Source organism: Curtobacterium sp. MCBA15_001 (assembly GCF_001864835.1).
Lineage (GTDB): Bacteria > Actinomycetota > Actinomycetes > Actinomycetales > Microbacteriaceae > Curtobacterium.
Map to the genome: position 1 here is coordinate 68,358 of NZ_MJGI01000003.1, position 18,990 is coordinate 87,347.

Below are 18,990 nucleotides of genomic sequence, written 5' to 3' on the forward strand. Positions count from 1 at the left end.
TTACACCTATGTTTTATTGCACTGTTGGGGTAGCAGCGCAACACGGGTACATACAGGGGTTGACTATCGCAGCGAGAGGGTTGAGTTTTCGCGTTTTCAAGGGCTTTCGGTGAGCACGTGGGTGATTGGAACTTTCTCGGCTTCTCATCAGCTTCCCCTCGGCAAGCCGATAGGAATCAACATAGGTTCCAACACGACTTTTGTACGACCGAAGGATACAGCAATGAACACACCATTTCCAGGCTCCACGAGCCTCACACACCAGCAGATGCACCCAGCCCCAAACGCCGTTAGCGACGATTTTGACGATTGGGAAGATGGGGCTTATACACCTGACGCTTCCCAAATCCAGTACCGCAAGAATGGCCGAGAGGCTTCCCGAACCATCTCGGAAGCACGAGCAGGGCTGCGTATCCAGCCTCGGGATGTCGAGCTGCTCACGTTCGTGGAGCAGCACGGTTTCGCCCTCGCCAGTCACCTCTCACGACTCACAGGGGACTCCGAAAGCGCCGTACAGCAGCGAATGAAGAAGCTCGCCAAGGGGTTCTGGACGACCTCCGTAGCGATGGATGCAGGTCGGCTCGTGTGGCTCCCAACGACTGACACGAGCCTGCTCACTGGACTCGACCTACCCATCACCAGAGGTGGAGTGAAGGACGCACTGTTCCGCCATCAGTACGCCGCAGCAGCTGTCTCAGCAGAGCTGCAACGCATCACACCGAACGACGCTTCCGACGTGCTGGGAGTCGCTCGGCAGGGCGATTCGTTCCCGATGCGGTCCCGTTTCCCTCACAACGAGATGCTCTTCAACGAGCCGTTCGAGGGCGTAGCGCCAGGCTACGGGGAGACTGTTTTGACGGAGCGACAGCTTCGTTCAGGGCTTGATGCGTTTCGTGCGCAGCGGAGCCGCGACGAGATGCGACGCGCTGTTGCAGTCGCCTCAGCAGACCCTGACGCACCTGAACTGAACCTCGGCGCGGGTGCCTTGTTCATCATCTACCGAGACTCAACAGGCACGGGAGAGCATGTTCCTGACCTCGTTGCCGCCCGTCCGAGAGGCGAAGACGGACACCCGCGGCATGTTGCTGTGGAGGTTGAGCTGACTCCGAAATCCACTGATGAGTACCGCGCGATCCATCGTGCCTACTCACGCTATGGAGACATGTACGAGCGTGTCGTGTGGTTCACTCCCCGCTCCGACATCGCCAACCTGCTGCGATCCGTGAACACGGGATCGGACGACATGGGCGACCGCTGGCAAGTGCGGAAGCTCCCCGCGCGGTTCGTCTACCAAGCCTTCACGACTCGGTAAGCATCCCTTGCGCGTACCCGATTGGACCCCTCCCGTGGTGGTGCGGGAGGGGTTTCGTCATGCGTGCAGCGCCAACACGGGGACATGGATTGAGTACCCGATTGCTCACTTTCGTGTCTTTCGGCGCGGGAAGGCAACCTCGTCAGGCTGCTTCATCGTCCCGTTCAGTGATCCTTCCATCACTCCCCGCGAACCTGAACAGGTAGCCGATTGCCTGGACTTCGTTCGTCGTTCGCCCCTGCTCAGCGTCCCGCCGCGCCCTCCGAAGCGTCGCTTCCCAGACGGAGTACTCGGGTGAGCCGTCATCCTGCGCGCTGTCCAGAAGCCAGTCGCACGCGTCCATAACGCCACCAGTTCCGATGCCAGGGGCAAGTTCAGGAACTGGTCCTTCGGTTCCGATATGGGCGAGAACAGGACCCGACTCGTTGAGGTTCTCCTCGTCGCCATCCTCGTCCGCGCCCCTGCCTTGCTCCTGATGCAGTGCCTGTTCAAGCTCCCGAATCTCCGCTTCCAGCTTTCGGGTCTCCGCATCAAGCTTGCGATTTTCCAGGTACGGGCGCTGTATCTTGGCGGGCAGGACCGCCAGTGATTCCACGGCGGAGGCAATGAGTTTCACGCCCGCTGCGATACCAACGACCCAGCCGCCAGCCTTCAACGCCTGGATCACGTCCATCCAGAACGGACTCCCGTAGCCCGCCCGAAGCACCCGTGCGTACTCCACGGAGCTTCCAGCGAACGATAACCGCTGATCCGCGCGATCAGCGTTCGTTACATGGTTTACGAGAGCGATCACGTGGAAGCTCATCTCAGCTGCCCGCGCGATGTCCTGCGCGGGAGCCAACGAGTCCATGGGGATTGTCAGCCTGTACCCGAAGCCATCGCCTCTGAGTAGCTGAACAACCTCCTGTTTCTTCGCCTCTCCGCTCGTGTCAGTCATGCGTCTCATCCCTTCGTGGGGATGTTCAGGCTCCCCCAGCAGCACCGTAGCGGGCTTCGCCGCCTGCCCAGCGGAGGCAGCACTTCGGAGAACGGCGCAGCGACAGACGAACCCCTCTCACGAGCATCGTGAGAGGGGTTCATGATGGTGTAGGTCAGCCGTTCGCACTCCTGACGACCGTGACGGTGTTGCTCGTGACGCTGCCGCAGTCGGCCTGGTCGGTCACCCACTGCTGACTTGCAGGACCGTTGATGCTGCCCTGCACTGGCACCAGGAAGTCCGCGGTGAAGTGGTACTTCGTGGAGTACTTCCAGGACTTGCCGTTGTCACTGCTCCAATAGAAGTGCAGTGTTCCCTTGCTGTTCGGGTTGTACGCAGTCCACGTGTTCCACTGCCAGTTGTCACTCTTGAAGTACTGCTTGGCCCCGTTTGGGTCGTTCCCGTTCAGCGGTGAGACAGCCGTATCACCGCTCGTCACGATGCTGTTGAACTCTTTGCGTTCACGGATGTTTCTGATTCCCGAGCCGTTGGCGACTATGTTCCCGCGGACGACAGGCACCTCGTTCCCATCCCTCATGACCGTGACGTTCTTGCTCGTACCCATGATTTTCGGAGCGCTCGTTGGGCTGCACTGCCACTTTTTCTGCTGTTTTGCGCAGTCCGCAGGAGTGAAGCTCACTCCCGTTCGGATGCCAGGAACCAGTGCTGGCGACAGGGAGCAGCTGTACGTGAAGGGGTCGGCGGAGTTGTCAGAAGTGGTCCCCTTGAAGGAGTAAGAGTCCTTCGCCCCCATCCAACCTTGCCAGCTCTTCTTCTGCCAAAGGGCGTAATCACGGTGCCAACGGAGGGAGTAGTAGCCATACGCGGGCTGCTGAGGGTTGCCTGTTACGCCCGTGTGCGCATCAAAATCTACGTTGAGCGATGCGTTGAACGTGGCAGGATTCCCGTAGACGTAACCTGTTTTTCGGTACCCAGTCTTATCCGTAACGATTCCGCTTGCCGTGTAAGACGACGCTCCGCTGGTGCTGTTCACCTTTACGAACTGCCCCGTGCCGCCCGTGACCACCTTGTAGTTGGTGAGGTGCGGAGTGAGGTACGAATCGAGAGGGTAGCTGCACCAGTAAGCGAGCGGGTTGCTCTTGCTTGTGTCGCTCAGGGCGTACTCCCAGTACACGCCGTAAGCCGCTTTGCCGTTCACGAACGGGCAGTTGATGGTGGAATAACCACCCTTCCAGATGGTGCAGTTCCAGCTCGCCTGAGCCGTGAGGTCAGGGTTTGGGTAGGCACCCTGCCCGTTATAGATACTCCCATCAGCGGGGTCTGTGACCATTTTTGAGGCCAGCCATCCCGCGCACTTCTGGAACGAGTATTGGTACTTCGGCGCGGACGAGCCACCTCCACTGCCGCTTCCAGTCCCGCCTCCGCTGCTCCCTGAGCCTCCATCAGAGGAGGAGGAAGCGACGACTTTTGATGTGACAGAACAACTGATGGAACCGCACCCAATCGTGCCTGCTGCTTCTGCTGGTGCCGCCCCAACGATTGCGACGACCGCCGTTGCCCCTATGACGGCGATGATTGCAACTACTGAGGTGAGCGCTTTCTGGATTTGTTTTCGTAGCATTTCTATCCTTGACTTGGTGCTGATGGTGTTGTTATTGGGTCTGGTGCAGGGCCGATGAGTTCAACCTCATCGCTCAATCCGTGGCTATTCACATGCACGACCTGCCCGTTGGCGAAGGTCTCGTAATGCCCGTTTGTCAAGTCTTGTAGGTGGTTTGCGACGTTCATGTATCCGAGCATTCCGAGGATGAGCGCACCCCCGATGACGACGACAGAGGTAATATTGCTTATGGTGGTTTTCATGATGATGTCCTTTTGATGTGTCTGCGTACTTGGACGAGGCGGCGTATCAGCCGTTCTGGTTCTGGAAGAAATCGTCCATTGCGTCCCCGCTCCAAAGGCACGCAGCGTCGGTGGCGTTCTTCTGAGCCGCTTTATCCGCGGCGGAAGCGAAGGTGAAGGATGCGCCTGACGCAGTTGCGCCGTCAATCGGAGCTGCTGCCGCGTCGCAGGTGATGGTCTTCCCACCCATGGTCGCGGAGGTCTGTCCGTCCTTGAAGTTGACATTCAAGGTGACGCTGCCGACCCCCGATGCCCAGTCCCCGCTGTTGTCAGCAGCAGGCTCGCTGCTTGCAGAAGCAGCAGGAGTGGTCGCTGTTGCGGAAGGTGCGGTGCTACCTGCGTTGAGGTCAGGGCCGCTCGTTTGAGTGGTCCCAGCCTTCAAGTCAGGTCCGCCGTGAGTGCTGTGGGGTGCGCTGAGGTTCACAGCGAACACCGCGCCGATGATGACAGCTACCGCCGCTGCGGAGCTTCCGACGATGGTTGCGAGCTTCTTGTTCTTGTTCATGAGTTCAATCCTTCGGGTTTGTTTCCGTTACCTGCATTATCGGCTAACTACGAGGTTTTCGGCGAAAGTCTCGTAACTTTCTCTGATTGCATGATAACCCAGACTGCCGACATTCCCGAGATTTAGCGATTACGTCGGGGAAGGTCGGTGCTAACAGATAGGAATAGGAGACGAACGAACACAGGAGAACACCATGTACAGCACCCAGATTCACGTTCACAGCCATAGCCAGGAAGGGCTGGAACGACTCCCCGAACGCCTTACCGCAGTCCTCAGCAGCGAGGACTTGCACCTTCATCTGAACGACGCGCAGCGCTCTGAGAGCGGTGAGTACGTCGCTGATTTCGGCGGCACCACGCCAGCTATCACCCGTGTCGCAGCCCTCCTGCTGCTCGCACAGTTCCCCGATTACGCGGAGCTCAGCGCGGTGTACAACGACGCAGGTGTGGAACGTGTCATCTACGCAGAAGCACGTGAGGGCCTTCGCATGGTTCAGGGTGAGCAAGAGCAAGAGCAAGAGCAAGAGCAAGAGCGGGATTACTTCCCTGTTGCACACACGGAGGAGGAGCGCATCGCCTGCGAGATTCTGGACGAACTCCCCGAGCGGGAAGAGCTACCTGAGAAGTTGAGCTTCCTCCGCAGCGACTTTTGGACGTGGGATGCATTGCGCCCGCTCTCTGCTGAGGAACAGCAACTGTTGTTCGCCCTGCCGCCTGAGGCGGTGGTATTCACGGCGCAAATGAACACCGAGCTACCTGTTACCGGCGCTGAGTTCACCCCTCAGCTGCTCGGCGTTGAGCGTCCCGAGGCGGGCGTGCGGGTGAATCTCCACTACAACAGCCGCAACATCTACCTGGTGTTCCGCGAGTACGAATCCGCCGAGTAAGCGCTGCGACACGCGGGGGCGCTATCGCTGGCAGGGCGGGACCATCCTCGGCCGCTCTTGGCAGGTTGGGGCGTTCTGTCCGCACCTACTACGATGCAGAGGTGAGCCAAGATCAGCCCGACCTGCCAGGCACCGCAGCCGAGCTGGAAGCGCTGATCAACGAGCGGTTGGGTAGGGACAGGCTCAGCCGCTTCATCCAGCCAGACAGCTCGGAAACGCTCCGAATCCTGCCTCCCCGTCCCTCTGGGGCGGAGGTCATCACCCGTGATGGCGTGGTGGACAGCATCCGCGACATCCTCGGCAACTTGGCGGCTCCTGCTCCCACGCCCGAAGCGGCTCAGGAGCAGAGCGAATGACCGACCACAGCGAAGAACTTGCGCTCCTTCTCAGCACCATCCCTGACCGATCCACGCCTGAAACCGCCCGTGGTACTACCCGTTTTGTCTTTGTTGGACGAGTCTCCACCGAGGAGGAACGAGGGTTGCAGAGTCGCCTGAACTCGCAAGGGTGGCAGCGAGAGCAAGCCCGCAAAGTTGTTGCGGGTTGCGAGGGCGGCGTTATCGTAGAAGAAGTTTTTGACGAAATCTCCCGCTCCATGCCCTGGGTGCGACGGCCAAACGCAGCGGAACTGCTGCGTCGCATCCAGAACCGCGAACACCAGTTTGACGCGATCGTCGTTGGTGAAACGAAGCGTATGTTCAGCGGGCGCGCCTTGGAGGATGTTTGGAACATCCTCCACTCTGCGGGCGTGCAACTCTGGCTACCCGACATCGGCAGGTACGACCACACGAACATCAGTCACCGTCTGCTTACTCAGATGGACGGCCTGATGGGGCGGTTTGAGAGCGAAACCATCAGCAAACGTGTCGCTGCTTCCATGCGTGAGATTGCACTCCGCGGGGATGACAAGAGGTGGATGGGTGGCAACGCGCCGTACGGTTACGTTCTTACCCCACTCCCTGAGGACCAACAGCTCAGCAGGAGCGCGAAGGGTTACACAAACACCCTCGCACTCGATCCTGCGACCGCTCAAACGGTGAGGGATATCTTCACCCTGTTTGCCGAGGGCAAGAGCCTTCGCCAGATCAGCGGTGTTTTGGCGGAGCGAGGAATCCCCTCTCCCACAGGCAAGGTCACATGGCATGTGTCGGTGATTCAGAACCTGCTCACGAATCTCACCTACACGGGCTATCGCATCTACGGGAAGCAACACAAAACTCGTGTCCCGTTCGATGAGAACAACCCTGCGATGGGTGATCGCATTCTGCGTGTCCGAACAGGGACTCGTGCTGAACCATCCGCAGCCCCTGTCTTCCCCCAGATTATCGAAACAGCGCAGTACGTCGCAGTGCAGAAGCTGCTGGGTGCGAAACGCTCCCGTGGACTTACAGCCACACGTGAACGAAAAACGAAGGTTGTCATCCCGCTTCGCAGTTGCGTCTACTGCGAAGGCAAGAAGATGGAGGCCGATGTCATCGTGAAGAGCGGGAACATCCGCTTCCGACTCCGTGGTGATCGCTCGGCAGGTACGACTGCCATCACGATCAGCGAAGCGAAGCTGGAAGCCACCGTTGCCAACTGGTTTGGCCAGACGTTCTCCCGCCGCAACATGCCCCACATCCGTCGCCAGCTCCAAGAGAACAGCCCTCTCGTGCGACGGGAGGTGGAGCGGTTGCAGGAGCAGCAGCGTTCGTTGCAGACCCTTATCAGCAACCTCCTTGGCGCTCTGGAACGGCAAGGTTCCGCGCGGGTGCAGGACCTGCTCATGCAGCGTGAACAGGAGCTGGAAGAGGTGCTGACGCGCATCGAGAGCGTCCGAATGACGGATGCCAACGCTGAGAACGCTCTGCGGCTGTTTGAGCTTGTAGGACGTGAGATGCGAGTGGTGATGGGCCTCGCCAGCCGAGAGCAGCGAGCGAGGCTCTACGACCGACTGGGACTGCGCCTGGACTATTTCCCTGATGAGCAGGCCGTTCGGGTCACTGTTGCCCCCAACCAGGCTGCTACGCCTGGTTGGGGGCAAAGTCAGTGCCCCTGGAGGGACTCGAACCCCCAACCCTTTCCTTAGGACGGAACTGCTCTTCCATTGAGCTACAGAGGCCAGCCCGATCACTCTAGCGAACGACCGCCTGACGGTAGGGGTCGAGGAACGCCACCAGCTCCGCCGCGTACGACTCCGGCTGCTCGACCGGCGCGAAGTGCCCACCCCGCGGCGGGTACGTCACCGACACCAGGTTCGTCGTCCGCTCGAGCCACTCCCGCGGGGCCGTCACCAGGTCGCCCGGGTAGAGCGAGAACCCCGACGGCGCCTCGACCCGACGAGCGGACTGCGCCGCCGGGATCGCCGCGTTCGCCTGGTACATCCGCATCGCCGACCCGATCGTCCCCGTGGCCCAGTACTCGGTCACGAGCGCCAGCACCTCGTCCCGCGTGTACACCGACCACAGGTCCTCGTCGCAGTCGCTCCAGGACCGCAGCTTCTCGACGATCCACGCGAGCAGTCCGGCGGGTGAGTCGGTCAGCCCGACGGCGGCGGTCTGCGGCTTGGTGCGGTGCATCATGGCGTACGCACCCTCGGCGTCGCGCCAGGCGGCGGTGGCGTGGACGAAGTCCTGCTCGGGCTGCGACAGCACCGAGACGTCGATGCCCGGCCACGCCAAGCCGCCGTCGGTCCGGTGCACGGCGACCACGCGTGACCGGTGGTCGAGGGCCAGGTAGCGGGCGACGTGCGTGCCGATGTCCCCGCCGGCCACGGCGAACCGGTCGTACCCGAGGGACGTCATCAGCTCCGCCCACATCCCGGCGACCTGGCGGGCGTCGAGCACCTCGGGCGGGATGTCCGAGAAGCCGTACCCGGGCATGTCCGGCACGACGACGTCGAACCCGGCGGCGGTGAGGAGCGGCAGGACCTTCCGGTAGCGCCAGGTCGAGTCCGGCCATCCGTGGGCCAGGAGGACCGGCAACGCAGCAGCGTCGCCTGCGGCAGGAGCACGGTCGGCCCCGGCGTTGCTGGCCGGCTCGACCAGGACGTTGACCCCGATGCCGTCCACGTCGACCCGACGGCTCGGCAGGGCGGCGAGGGCGTCGCGGTGCGCGTCGAAGTCGAATCCGTCCGACCAGTACGTCGCCAGCGCGCGGAGCTCGTCGACGTCGGCGCCGAGGGACCACCCCGTCCCGGCCGGGGCGTCCGGCCACCGCGTGGCGCGCAGTCGCGTGCGCAGGTCGCTGATGGTGTCGTCGTCGATCCACATCCCGGTCATGCCGCGACGCTACGCACCGCCGCCGACACCCGTCCCGGCTACGATCGGGGGCGCCACCCGAAGGACCGAGGACCTGATGACCACGAAGCCCGCCGTCCTGTTCGTCTGCGTCCACAACGCCGGCCGCTCCCAGATGGCCGCGGGCTTCCTGCGGCACCTGGCCGACGACCGCGTCGACGTCTTCTCCGCGGGCTCCGAACCTGCCGAGCACGTCAACCCCGTCGCCGTGCAGGCCATGGCCGAGGTCGGCATCGACATCGCGGGCGAGCAGCCCGAGGTCCTGACGACCGACGCCGTCCGTCAGGCTGACGTCGTCGTCACGATGGGGTGCGGCGACGCCTGCCCCGTATTCCCAGGGAAGCGCTACGAGGACTGGGACCTCGCCGACCCGGCCGGCCAACCGCTCGAGGCGGTCCGCCCGATCCGCGACGACGTCCACCGCCGTGTCCAGGCCCTGGTCGCGGAGCTGACAGAACAGCCCACGCGGACCTGATCCCTCAGACCGCGGTGTAGCCCCCGTCGGCCACGAGCACCGACCCGGTGATGAACGACGCCGCGTCGCTGGCCAGGAACACGACGCTCGGGGCGATCTCCTCGGGCAGGGCGAAGCGGCGCTGCGGGGTGTCCTCCACCCAGTACCGCTGGAACTCGGGCCGGTCGACCGGCGCCATCTCGGTCTTCACGTACCCGGGCGCGAGCGCGTTGACCCGGATGCCGTACTGCGCCCACTCGACGGCGAGCGACTTGGTCAGGTGGTGCACCGCGGCCTTGGACGCGTTGTAGGCGGGCTGCCACTGCGGGCGGTTCACGATGATGCCGGACATGCTGCCGATGTTCACGATGGACCCGGCTCCGGCGTCCCGCATGTGCGCGCCGACCGCGATCGTCGCCTTCCACAGCGCCCGGACGTTCAGGTCGAACACGCTCGACCACTCGTCGTCGGTGACCGCGAACGCCTCGTTGTGGACACAGGTCCCGGCGTTGTTGACGAGCACGTCGATGCGCCCGAACGCCGTCATCGCCTCGTCGGTCATCCGTGCCACCTGGGCGTCGTCGGTGATGTCCGCCGTGACGGTGACGAACGCGTGTCCGGCGGCAGCCGCCTCGGCAGCGACCGCGGCGTTGCGTTCGGCGGAGCGCCCGACGATCGCGACCCGGGCACCGGCCTCGGCGAGCGCGAAGGCGAACGCCTTGCCCAGACCCTGGTTGCCACCGGTGACGACGGCGGTGCGGTCGTCCAGGCTGAACGGGGATGTCATGCGGTGCCCTCCGTGTACGGACGACCTCGGCGTCGTCCTGTTCTGCGACCCTACGCAGCGTCTGCCGTGCCACCGAGGAGAACACTCGGACACGGACACCCCCGTCCACCGGAAGGACATCCCATGTCGACCCACCGGATCCTCGGAACGGCAGTCGCAGCACTGGTCGTCGCCGCCCTCAGCGCCTGCACCGCCCACACCGGCAGCAGCACCGCCACGAGCAGTGCGAGCACCGCGAGCAGCGGAGCAGTCACCGGCAACCCCGACGCAGGCCTGCACACCGTCCACCTGACGACGGCCACCGGGACGGACGCCGGAGCGGCCGCCGGCCACTCCCTGCGCGTCCCCGAGGGATGGCGCGCCGAGGTCTGGGCGGACGCCCCCGGTGCCCGGATGGCCGCGTGGCTCCCCGACGGCAGCATGCTCCTGACGACCGGGGGCCAGGGCGGACTCCTCCGGCTGCAGCTCCGCAGCGGCGACCGGGCGCCCGTGGTCCAGCGCCTGGCGACGGGGCTCGACGACCCCCAGGGCATCGCCGTGACGCAGCACGACGGCGACACGGTCGTCGTGCTCGGGGAGGGCTCCCGGATCGTCACCTGGCACTGGCAGGACGGCGCGCTCACCGACCGTCGGGTCCTGGCCGACGTCCTGCCGACGGGCGGCCACGGCGGGAAGTTCGTCGCCGTGCGGGACGGGGTCGTCACGTACGACATCGGCTCCGGCACGAACGACAGCGGCGCCGACCGGAGAGCGAACCCCGATCGTGCCGTCATCCGGCAGGTGGACCTCGACGGCACGCACGACACCCTGCTGGCCACCGGGGTCCGCAACGGCGAGGGGCTCGCCCACGCCCCGGACGGCACCCTGTTCACCGCCGTGAACCAGGCCGACCAACAGCCGTACCCGTTCCGCGACGGCACCGACCGGTACGGGCAGCGGGTCCCGGCGTACATCGACGAGCACCCGAACGACCAGGTCACCCGGATCACCCCCGGCGCGGAGCTCGGCTGGCCGTACTGCGTGCCCGACTCGCGCGGCAAGCCCGACCTTCTCGGGCTCGGGTACGTCCGGCAGCCCGCGAACAACCCGGACGGCTCGGCACTCGACTGCGGCACGGTCACCGAGACGATGGTCGGGCTCCCTGCACACAGCGCCCCGGTCGGCTTCGTGTTCACCCGCGGCAGCGTGCTGCCGACCGCGTACGCCGACGGAGCCCTCATCACGACGCACGGCTCGTGGAACCGGCAGCCACCCCGACCGCCGTCGGTGTCGTACACCGCATGGGACGACGCCTCACGGACCCTCGGGCAGCCGCACACCATCGTCGAGGGCTTCCAGACGGCGTCCGGATCGCGCTGGGGTCGGTCCGTCGACGCCGTCCCGGGCCCGGACGGCTCCCTGTACGTCACCGACGACCAGGCCGGCCTGGTCTACCGGCTCACGCCCGGCGCGTGACCGGACACGCGACGGACGGGAGGTCCGGTGCCAGCTGGCACCGGGCCTCCCGTCCGACCGTGGGTCGCTACGCGGCCACCAGGTACTCGTCCCACTCCGCCTGCGGGCGCTCCACGCCGCGGACCACCCAGCTCGAGCCGTGCGGTGCGCGCGGCCGGAAGCGCAGCTGCCAGCCCATCTCACGCGGCGTGCGGTCGCCCTTGGTGTTGTTGCAGGCGAGGCAGCAGGCCACCAGGTTCTCCCACGAGTCGGCTCCGCCGCGCGACTTCGGCTGCACGTGGTCGATCGTGGTGGCGTGCCGGTCGCAGTACGCGCACCGGTTCGCATCACGGCGCAGGACACCGCGGCGCGACACGGGCACCAGCCGCGAGTGCGGGATGCGCACGTACCGGGTCAGGATGATGACGGACGGTCGGTCGTAGGTCGACGTCGACCCCGTGACGGGGTGCTCGAGGTCAGCGGAGACGATGGCGGCCTTCTGGTTCATGACCAGCACGAGGGCCCGTCGGAACGAGATGACCGCGAGGGGCTCGTAACCGGCGTTGAGGACGAGAGTGCGCATGGGTTCCCTTCCGACGAGCCTGGACGGCTTCCAGGCGGTGCGGGTGCCGGACCGGTCGGGACGAACGGGTGAGGGCGTCCTGCCCTCGGAACGAAGAAGAGCACCACCCGGACGGGCAGTGCTCTCGGTCAGACCGGGGAGTGCATGTGCACGACGTGCGTGTGCACACAGGACGTCGTCGACCATGTGGCGACGTGCGCGCGCCGACCCATGGTGCGGGTCGTGCGTGACGTTGACATCTGGTCTCCTGTTCGGGCCGTTGCGGGCCGACGGGCTCAGGCTAACCCAGGAACCGGCCCAGCACGAGGGGTGCTGGGCCGGTTCGGAGAGTGTTCAGGTGTTGGTCGGGCGTCAGATGCCCATCCGGACGATGTGGTAGTCGCTGGTCCAGATCGGGCGGATCGACACGGAGCCACCGGGCTTCGGGGCGTCCATGATCATGCCGTTGCCCATGTAGAAGCCGTCGTGCGCCTCGTTGTTGAAGATCACGACGTCGCCGGGCTGCGCCTCGGACGTGGGGATCGTGGTGCCCGCCTGGTCCTGCAGCGGGACCGAGTGCGCCAGGTTGATGCCGTACTGGGCGTACACGAACATCACGTAGCCCGAGCAGTCGAAACCGGCCGGGGTGGCGCCGCCGAACACGTACGGGGTGCCGATGTACTGCTTCGCGGTGGCGACCACGGCGGGCAGCGAGAACGGGGTGCCAGCGGCGGGGGCAGCGGCGGTGCTCGTCGCTGTCGTCTTCGCGGACGCCAGGTAGTCGGTCTTGGTCGGGCCGGTGTACGACGCGTACTGCGCGGCAGCTGCGGCGCGGGCGGCGGCGACCTCGGCGGCGTGCTTGGCCGAGTCGAGCGAGGCCTGCGACGTCGCACCGTAGCCGTCGCGGCTGGTGTCGGCGAGGGCCGCGACGTCGGAGACGGACAGCTGCTGGCTCTCGGTGGTGCGGATCGCCTGCTGGGCGGTCGCGGCGTCCGATGCACCGGTCGGGGCGGTGGCGGCGAACGCGGCCGGGACGGCCATCGTGCCGAACATGCCGGCGGCGACGGTCAGGACGATCGGCGCCATGAAGCGACGCTTGCGCGAGCTCGACGAGGGCTTGGCCGAGGCGGTGCCGGCTGCCGGGGCGGCCTTCCGGACGGCGTGGGTGCCGGTCGCGCGCATCGCGCTGGTGGCGGCGGAGCGGCGGGGCGCGCGGCCCTCGGCCTCGCGAGCGGCCCGCCGGGTGAGCAGGGCGTCCGTCGGAGCGGCGTTCTCGGTGTTCGTCGGGTTGGCGGGCGTGGTGTCCGCGGCGGAACCGGTCTGCGTCAAGGGGGAGGTCTCCGGCGTCTCGTCGTCACGCGCCGACAGGGCCCGGCGTGCACGACCCCATCCGTTCGTCATCGTTTCCGATCGAGGCAGGAGACGGGCGTGAGACGTCCTGCCACGGGTTCTCGGGCCGCTGTCAGCCCGGGGACTCGTCGAGTGTACGGGTGCGCCGTTACCTTGTCGAGACGAAAACACGGTTTGGTAACGGTCATCCCGAGAAGCCCTGGTCAGGGCGCAGATCTGAATCCGTGGAGGAGGTCGCGTCAACCGCTCGACGTCGTCCCCCGAGGGTGTACCCCGACGGTGCTACGCGGCGTCGATGTAGACGTGCTGCGCGACCTCGGACGGCAGCTCGATGCCGGCGTCCTCACCGTCGACGCGGACGGCCACGTAGGCGCCCGCACGCTGCACACTGGCGAGCCGTCCGGGCATCACACCGGCTGAGCGGAGCTGGTGCAGGAGCTCGGGTTCGAACTGGACGGGCTCGCCGAGGCGCCGGATCACACCGGTCGCCACCGCGTCGGTGCCCTCGGTCGCGGCGACGATGTTGCGGACACCGTCCAGGAACCCGCCCGCGTCCGGACCACCGATCTCGGCCAGTCCGGGGATCGGGTTGCCGTAGGGCGACTCGGTCGGGTTGCCGAGCATCTCGAGCAGCCGGATCTCCACCTGCTCGCTCATGACGTGCTCCCACCGGCAGGCCTCGTCGTGGACGAACGCCCAGTCGAGGCCGATGACGTCGGACAGCAGTCGCTCGGCCAGGCGGTGCTTGCGCATCACGTGGGTGGCGCGGGACCGCCCCTCGACGGTGAGCTCGAGGTGCCGGTCGCCCGACACCACCACGAGGCCGTCGCGTTCCATGCGGGCGATCGTCTGCGAGACGGTCGGACCGGAGTGCCCCAGACGCTCGGAGATGCGCGCGCGCAGCGGGACGATCCCCTCTTCCTCGAGGTCGAGGATCGTGCGCAGGTACATCTCGGTTGTGTCGACGAGATCGGTCACGGTCCGCCTCTCCTGTTACGGCTCCAGCGCGTCCACACTACTTGTTCGCCCCGACGAACCCGCACCGGTTCACCCGCAGCGCACCGGATCGGTTGGGATACCAGCGATCGGTAGGATCGACGCATGGCAGACATCGTCATCCCCGCCGAATTCCTCCCGACCGACGGACGCTTCGGCTGTGGTCCGTCCAAGATCCGCGGCGCGCAGCTCGAGTCCCTGGTGACCCGTGGGGCGACGATCCTCGGGACCTCCCACCGGCAGAAGCCCGTCAAGGACCTCGTCGGCTCCGTCCGCGACGGCCTGGCCGAGCTCTTCCAGGTGCCGGACGGCTACGAGGTCGTGCTCGGCAACGGCGGGTCGACCGCGTTCTGGGACGCCGCCGCGTTCGGCCTGATCGAGCGCCGCGCCGAGAACCTGTCCTTCGGCGAGTTCGGCTCGAAGTTCGCCAAGGCCGCCGCCGCTCCGTGGCTCGAGGCACCGCACGTCGTCCAGGCACCGGGCGGCTCGCGCTCCGAGCTCGAGATCGTCGAGGGCGTCGACGTGTACGCCTACCCGCACAACGAGACCTCGACCGGCGTCATGGCACCGGTCGTCCGCGCCCAGGGCGACCCGGGCGCGCTGACCGTCGTCGACGCCACCAGCGCTGCCGGTGGTGCGGCGTTCGACGTCAGCGCCACGGACGTCTACTACTTCGCGCCGCAGAAGAACTTCGCATCGGACGGCGGGCTCTGGCTCGCGCTGTTCTCCCCCGCCGCGATCGAGCGCGTCGAGCGGATCGCCGCGTCGGGCCGGTACATCCCCGAGTTCCTCTCGCTCAAGAACGCGGTCGACAACTCGCGACTGAACCAGACGCTCAACACCCCGGCGATCTCGACGCTCCTGCTGCTCGACGACCAGGTCTCGTGGATCAACGGCTCCGGCGGCCTGGCCTGGGCGGACACCCGCACGAAGACCTCGTCCTCGACGCTGTACGACTGGGCGGAGTCGGTCGACTGGGCCACCCCGTTCGTGACCGACCCCGCGCACCGGTCGCAGGTCGTCGCGACGATCGACCTCGACGACGCGATCGACGCCGCCGCGGTCGCCGCCGCGCTCCGGCAGAACGGCATCGTCGACACCGAGCCGTACCGGAAGCTCGGGCGGAACCAGCTGCGCGTGGCGACCTTCACGGCGATCGACCCCGACGACGTGCAGCAGCTCGTGCGCGCGATCACCTACGTGGTTGGGCAGCTCGGCAGCTGACGCCGAGCAACCCCGTCGACCGCCCCCCCCCCCCGGGAACAGAACGGCACCGCGGATCTCCGCGGTGCCGTTCTGCGTTCGCTGATGCGCTGGCGCGCTAGTCCTGCTCGCGGTGGTCGGCGAGCTGGTCGACGTCGACGCCCTCGATCTCGTCGTCGTCCGACTCGTCCAGGTCACCCTCGTCGGCGTCCGTGAAGTCGTCGTCCTCGTCGTCGTCCTCGAAGGCGCTGCCGCGGTGCGACCCGTGGCGAGCGCGGATCGGCGCGTCGTCGTCCGACTCGTCGTCGTCATCGTCATCTTCGTCGTCGTCTGACTCGTCATCGTCCTCGTCGGACTCGTCGTCATCGGCTTCGTCGTCGTCCGACTCGTCGTAGTCGGCGTCCTCGTCGTCGGTCTCGTCCGACTCGTCGTCGTCATCGGACTCGTCGTCGTCCGACTCGCCGTGCCCCTCGCCGTCCTGCGCCGCGCGGTACTCCGCCAGCCGCTCGGACCACGGCACCCACTCCGGCGCCAGCAGCGAGCCGTCGCCGGGCATCAGCTCGACCTCGAGCACGGTCGGCTCGTCGCCCTCGACCTGAGCGATGCTGACGGTCCAGCGCCACCCCGGGTACCCGGGCATCCGGTTCGCGAAGAGGACCGAGACCACCCCGTCGCCCTCGTCCGTGGTGCCGGCGGGAGCGCCGACGGTCGACTCCGGGGTGACCTCGAGCAGCGCGGTGCGCGCCAGTTCGGTCAGGTCGTTCTGCTCGGTCGTCATGGTCATGCGTCCAATTGGTCTGCGACGTGCCGCAGGATCGCGGCGATGCGGGTGCCGTTCTTCGGGTAGCGACCGTGCCGCAGGTCCCCGCTGATCCGGTCGAGCTCCTTCACGAGGTCCTCGACGATCACGGCCATGTCGTCTGCGGAGCGTCGCGACATCTTCGCCAGCGACGGCTTCGGGTCGAGCAGCCGCACGGACAGCGCCTGCGAGCCCTTGTTGCCCTGCACGACGCCGTACTCGAGTCGCGCGCCCGCCTTCACGGTGGTCAGGCCGTCCGGCAGCGAGGACGCGTGCAGGAACACCTGGTCGCCGTCGTCGCCGGTGATGAACCCGAACCCCTTCTGGTCGTCGTAGAACTTGACCTTGCCGGTGGGCATGCGTGGACTCCTCGATGTGTGTGCGGCCGTGGTGCGGATATCCTGGGCAGATGGCCAAGCCGACCCGATCCCCCGGGGACACGCGGAACTCCGCAGAACCCCCGGCGACGTTCAATCGTACCGAACGTGTGCTCGCCTTCATGGTCGGCGGGATCATCCTGTTCACGATCCTGTGCTTCGGCGTCATGATCGTGGGCTGGCTGACGCTCCACACCATCCCGGGCAACGGCATCTGGCCGGTTGCCCTGGGCGTCATCTACGTCGGGCCGCCGATCGCGATCGTGCTGATGCTGACGATGGTCGTCGTCATCGCGGTCCGCAAGGCCCGCGAACACCGGAAGGAAGCGCGCTGAGGTCCCGCACCGGACCGGATGCAGGCGACGGACGATGACGACCACCGCCGACCTGGCCGCCCGACTGCGGGCGATGCCGGACGACGACCTCGAACGGCTCATCGTCGCGCGGGGGCTGCCCGCCGCGGTGCTCGGTGAGACCGGCCCGCAGAGCATCACCGACTTCTTCGACCTGGCCGAGGCCTTCCGCGCCGACGCCGCCGTCGACGCCGCCGTGGAACGACTCCCCCGACGCACCCTCGCCGCCCTGGCATCGGGCACCACGGGCGACGACCTCGCACCGGCCGTGGCCCTCGGGCTCGCGGACGACGACGGCCAGGTCGACGACGCGGTCGCCGCGCGCGTGGCCGCCCACCCCGACCTGACGGAACTGACTGGGCCCACGCCGCCGGTTCCGGACCGACGCGCCAGCGGCGGGACGGCCGTGCCGGTGGGGAGAGGCCCGGCTGGCGTCCGCCCCGCGGCCCCGACACCGCGGGCGGTCGACGCCGACACCGCGCGCGCGACCGGCGCGGAGCACGCGTTCGCGACGATGACCGTGCTCGCCGAACTGCTGCGCGCGGTCGACGACGGCGGCGTGCGCGAACTCGTCAAGGGCGGCATCGGCTCCCCCCTCGCACGGGTGCTCGCCGACCGCTCCGGCGCCGAGGCCGACGTCGTCCCCGACCGGCTCGCCCTCCTGTCGCACATCCGCTTCACCACGCCGGACGATGGCACGTGGACCCTCACGGACGCCGGACGCGCCTGGCTGACGACGGCGTGGCCCGAGCGGTGGACCGACCTCGTGACCCGCTGGCACGACGCCCTCGACCCCGCCGTGCACGAGGTCCTCGCGCTCGCAGGCACCCACTGGGGCGACCTGGTCACCCTCGGCCGCTGGGCCTACCCGGCCGGGGCACGGTGGCTCGACGCGACCCTGCTCGACGTCGGCGGCACCGCGAACGCCCTCGGACTGACGGTCGACGGCGTGCTCACGGACACCGGGGCGGCGCTCCTCGGGGACGACCCGTCCGCCGCGCACCGCGCCGCGGCCGCCGACCTGCCGCAGACCGTCGAGGGCGTGTACCTGCAGCACGACCTGACCGTCATCGCCCCGGGGCCGCTCGCACCCGAGGCCGACGCCGAACTCCGCAGCGTGGCCGACCTCGAGGCGCCCGGGCTCGCCGCGCGCTACCGGGTGTCGGACGACTCGCTGCGGCGGGCCCTGCGCGCGGGCCGGTCCCGCGACCAGGTCGTCGCCCTGTTCGACCGCATCGGCCTGACGGGCGTTCCGCAGCCCCTGGCGTACCTGGTCGACGAGGTCGCGGCGCGCGACGGCAGCATCGTGGTCGACCGCGCCGCGGACGGCCTGGGCGCCGTCGTCCGGGGCACCCCCGACCAGCTCGACCTGATCGGGGTGGACGCCGAGCTCCGCCAGATGGCGTGGGAGCGTCCCGACCTGACCACCCTGGTGACCCGCTACCCGGCGCACGTCGTCCACGCGGCGCTGGAGGACCAGCGCTACCCGGCCGTGCTGCAACCCGGCGCCCGCCCCGAGCCGCACCACGGGCCTCCCGGCCGGCGCCGCGTGACGAGCCGCGACCCGCAGGCAGCGGCCCGATCCGTCGTCGGACGACTGCGGCTCACCACCGAACGCGGCGCTGCCGAACCGGAGCAGGAGTGGCTCGGTCGCCAGATCGACCTGGCCGTCCGGGGCCGCACCCCGATCCGGGTCGTGGTCCGGATGCCGGACGGATCCGAGCGACCCTTCTCGATCGTGCCGACCTCGGTGGCCGCCGGACGCATCCGCGGCAAGGACACCACGGCCGACGTCGAGCGCACCCTGCCGCTCTCGCTCGTCGTGTCCGTCGACAGCGAAGCCTGACCCAGGCAC

At 67.0% G+C, this 18,990-nt stretch carries 20 protein-coding genes and 1 tRNA gene; 10 read left to right on the forward strand and 11 right to left on the reverse strand.

Annotated elements, in window-relative coordinates; all coding sequences use genetic code 11:
- Positions 1-223: 223 nt before the first annotated feature.
- Positions 224-1,312: a hypothetical protein gene (locus BIU90_RS18065; protein WP_139195046.1), complete on the forward strand. Its 1,089-nt coding sequence runs from the start codon at positions 224-226 to the stop codon at positions 1,310-1,312.
- A 142-nt stretch (positions 1,313-1,454) separates the two neighbouring features.
- On the opposite strand, the gene BIU90_RS00925 is transcribed toward BIU90_RS18065, so the two are convergent.
- Together BIU90_RS00925 and BIU90_RS18520 are read right to left on the reverse strand one after the other, a co-directional pair.
- Positions 1,455-2,249 (reverse strand): hypothetical protein, encoded by a 795-nt coding sequence (locus BIU90_RS00925; protein ID WP_071298373.1) that lies wholly within the window; start codon positions 2,247-2,249, stop codon positions 1,455-1,457.
- A 154-nt stretch (positions 2,250-2,403) separates the two neighbouring features.
- Positions 2,404-3,579, reverse strand: coding sequence for a hypothetical protein (locus BIU90_RS18520; RefSeq protein WP_175470100.1), 1,176 nt, complete (start codon positions 3,577-3,579; stop codon positions 2,404-2,406).
- Between BIU90_RS18520 and BIU90_RS18525 the strand changes: the two genes are divergently transcribed.
- Entirely contained in the window at positions 3,572-3,928 is a 357-nt protein-coding gene (locus BIU90_RS18525) for a hypothetical protein (protein ID WP_175470101.1), read from the forward strand. The genes BIU90_RS18520 and BIU90_RS18525 overlap by 8 nt on opposite strands.
- 230 nt (positions 3,929-4,158) lie before the next feature.
- Here BIU90_RS18525 and BIU90_RS18080 read toward each other — a convergent pair whose 3' ends face one another.
- A complete protein-coding gene (locus BIU90_RS18080; RefSeq protein WP_139195048.1) occupies positions 4,159-4,656 on the reverse strand; it encodes a hypothetical protein in 498 nt (165 codons plus the stop codon).
- Between the two features lie 193 nt (positions 4,657-4,849).
- Between BIU90_RS18080 and BIU90_RS00935 the strand changes: the two genes are divergently transcribed.
- From BIU90_RS00935 to BIU90_RS19210, 3 genes are all read left to right on the forward strand, one after another.
- Positions 4,850-5,542 (forward strand): hypothetical protein, encoded by a 693-nt coding sequence (locus BIU90_RS00935; RefSeq protein WP_071298375.1) that lies wholly within the window; start codon positions 4,850-4,852, stop codon positions 5,540-5,542.
- A 101-nt stretch (positions 5,543-5,643) separates the two neighbouring features.
- Complete coding sequence (locus BIU90_RS00940) at positions 5,644-5,898, forward strand: hypothetical protein (RefSeq protein WP_071298376.1); 255 nt, start codon at positions 5,644-5,646, stop codon at positions 5,896-5,898.
- Positions 5,895-7,610 (forward strand): recombinase family protein, encoded by a 1,716-nt coding sequence (locus BIU90_RS19210; protein WP_368086265.1) that lies wholly within the window; start codon positions 5,895-5,897, stop codon positions 7,608-7,610. The genes BIU90_RS00940 and BIU90_RS19210 overlap by 4 nt, the downstream gene beginning before the upstream one ends.
- Here BIU90_RS19210 and BIU90_RS00945 read toward each other — a convergent pair.
- Both BIU90_RS00945 and BIU90_RS00950 read right to left on the reverse strand, forming a co-directional pair.
- Positions 7,572-7,643: transfer RNA gene (locus BIU90_RS00945), tRNA-Arg, on the reverse strand. The two genes, BIU90_RS19210 and BIU90_RS00945, sit on opposite strands and share 39 nt — an antisense overlap.
- Before the next feature lie 13 nt (positions 7,644-7,656).
- A complete protein-coding gene (locus BIU90_RS00950) occupies positions 7,657-8,802 on the reverse strand; it encodes an epoxide hydrolase (RefSeq protein WP_071298377.1) in 1,146 nt (381 codons plus the stop codon).
- Between the two features lie 76 nt (positions 8,803-8,878).
- Here BIU90_RS00950 and BIU90_RS00955 point away from each other — a divergent pair, with 76 nt between their 5' ends.
- On the forward strand, positions 8,879-9,295 hold the full coding sequence (locus BIU90_RS00955) for an arsenate reductase ArsC (RefSeq protein WP_071298378.1): 417 nt from the start codon (positions 8,879-8,881) through the stop codon (positions 9,293-9,295).
- A 4-nt stretch (positions 9,296-9,299) separates the two neighbouring features.
- Here BIU90_RS00955 and BIU90_RS00960 read toward each other — a convergent pair whose 3' ends face one another.
- Entirely contained in the window at positions 9,300-10,061 is a 762-nt protein-coding gene (locus BIU90_RS00960; RefSeq protein ID WP_071298379.1) for an SDR family NAD(P)-dependent oxidoreductase, read from the reverse strand.
- A 123-nt stretch (positions 10,062-10,184) separates the two neighbouring features.
- On the opposite strand from BIU90_RS00960, the gene BIU90_RS00965 reads away from it, so the two are divergent.
- Entirely contained in the window at positions 10,185-11,516 is a 1,332-nt protein-coding gene (locus tag BIU90_RS00965) for a sorbosone dehydrogenase family protein (RefSeq protein WP_071298380.1), read from the forward strand.
- Between the two features lie 67 nt (positions 11,517-11,583).
- On the opposite strand, the gene BIU90_RS00970 is transcribed toward BIU90_RS00965, so the two are convergent.
- From BIU90_RS00970 to BIU90_RS00980, 3 genes are all read right to left on the reverse strand, one after another.
- Positions 11,584-12,078: an HNH endonuclease gene (locus BIU90_RS00970; RefSeq protein ID WP_071298381.1), complete on the reverse strand. Its 495-nt coding sequence runs from the start codon at positions 12,076-12,078 to the stop codon at positions 11,584-11,586.
- A gap of 351 nt (positions 12,079-12,429) precedes the next feature.
- A complete protein-coding gene (locus BIU90_RS00975) occupies positions 12,430-13,458 on the reverse strand; it encodes a C40 family peptidase (RefSeq protein ID WP_083403577.1) in 1,029 nt (342 codons plus the stop codon).
- A 231-nt stretch (positions 13,459-13,689) separates the two neighbouring features.
- Positions 13,690-14,385, reverse strand: coding sequence for a metal-dependent transcriptional regulator (locus tag BIU90_RS00980; protein WP_056120578.1), 696 nt, complete (start codon positions 14,383-14,385; stop codon positions 13,690-13,692).
- Positions 14,386-14,508: 123 nt separating this feature from the next.
- Between BIU90_RS00980 and serC the strand changes: the two genes are divergently transcribed.
- Positions 14,509-15,627: a phosphoserine transaminase gene (serC, locus tag BIU90_RS00985; protein ID WP_071298382.1), complete on the forward strand. Its 1,119-nt coding sequence runs from the start codon at positions 14,509-14,511 to the stop codon at positions 15,625-15,627.
- A 97-nt stretch (positions 15,628-15,724) separates the two neighbouring features.
- Here serC and BIU90_RS00990 read toward each other — a convergent pair whose 3' ends face one another.
- Entirely contained in the window at positions 15,725-16,390 is a 666-nt protein-coding gene (locus BIU90_RS00990) for a DUF3027 domain-containing protein (RefSeq protein WP_254786897.1), read from the reverse strand.
- Positions 16,387-16,764: a cold-shock protein gene (locus BIU90_RS00995; RefSeq protein WP_071298384.1), complete on the reverse strand. Its 378-nt coding sequence runs from the start codon at positions 16,762-16,764 to the stop codon at positions 16,387-16,389. Before BIU90_RS00995 ends, BIU90_RS00990 begins: the two co-directional genes overlap by 4 nt.
- Positions 16,765-16,814: 50 nt before the next feature.
- On the opposite strand from BIU90_RS00995, the gene BIU90_RS01000 reads away from it, so the two are divergent.
- Together BIU90_RS01000 and BIU90_RS01005 are read left to right on the forward strand one after the other, a co-directional pair.
- Complete coding sequence (locus tag BIU90_RS01000) at positions 16,815-17,117, forward strand: hypothetical protein (protein ID WP_071298385.1); 303 nt, start codon at positions 16,815-16,817, stop codon at positions 17,115-17,117.
- A 34-nt stretch (positions 17,118-17,151) separates the two neighbouring features.
- Entirely contained in the window at positions 17,152-18,981 is a 1,830-nt protein-coding gene (locus BIU90_RS01005; protein ID WP_071298386.1) for a helicase-associated domain-containing protein, read from the forward strand.
- Positions 18,982-18,990 lie beyond the last annotated feature (9 nt).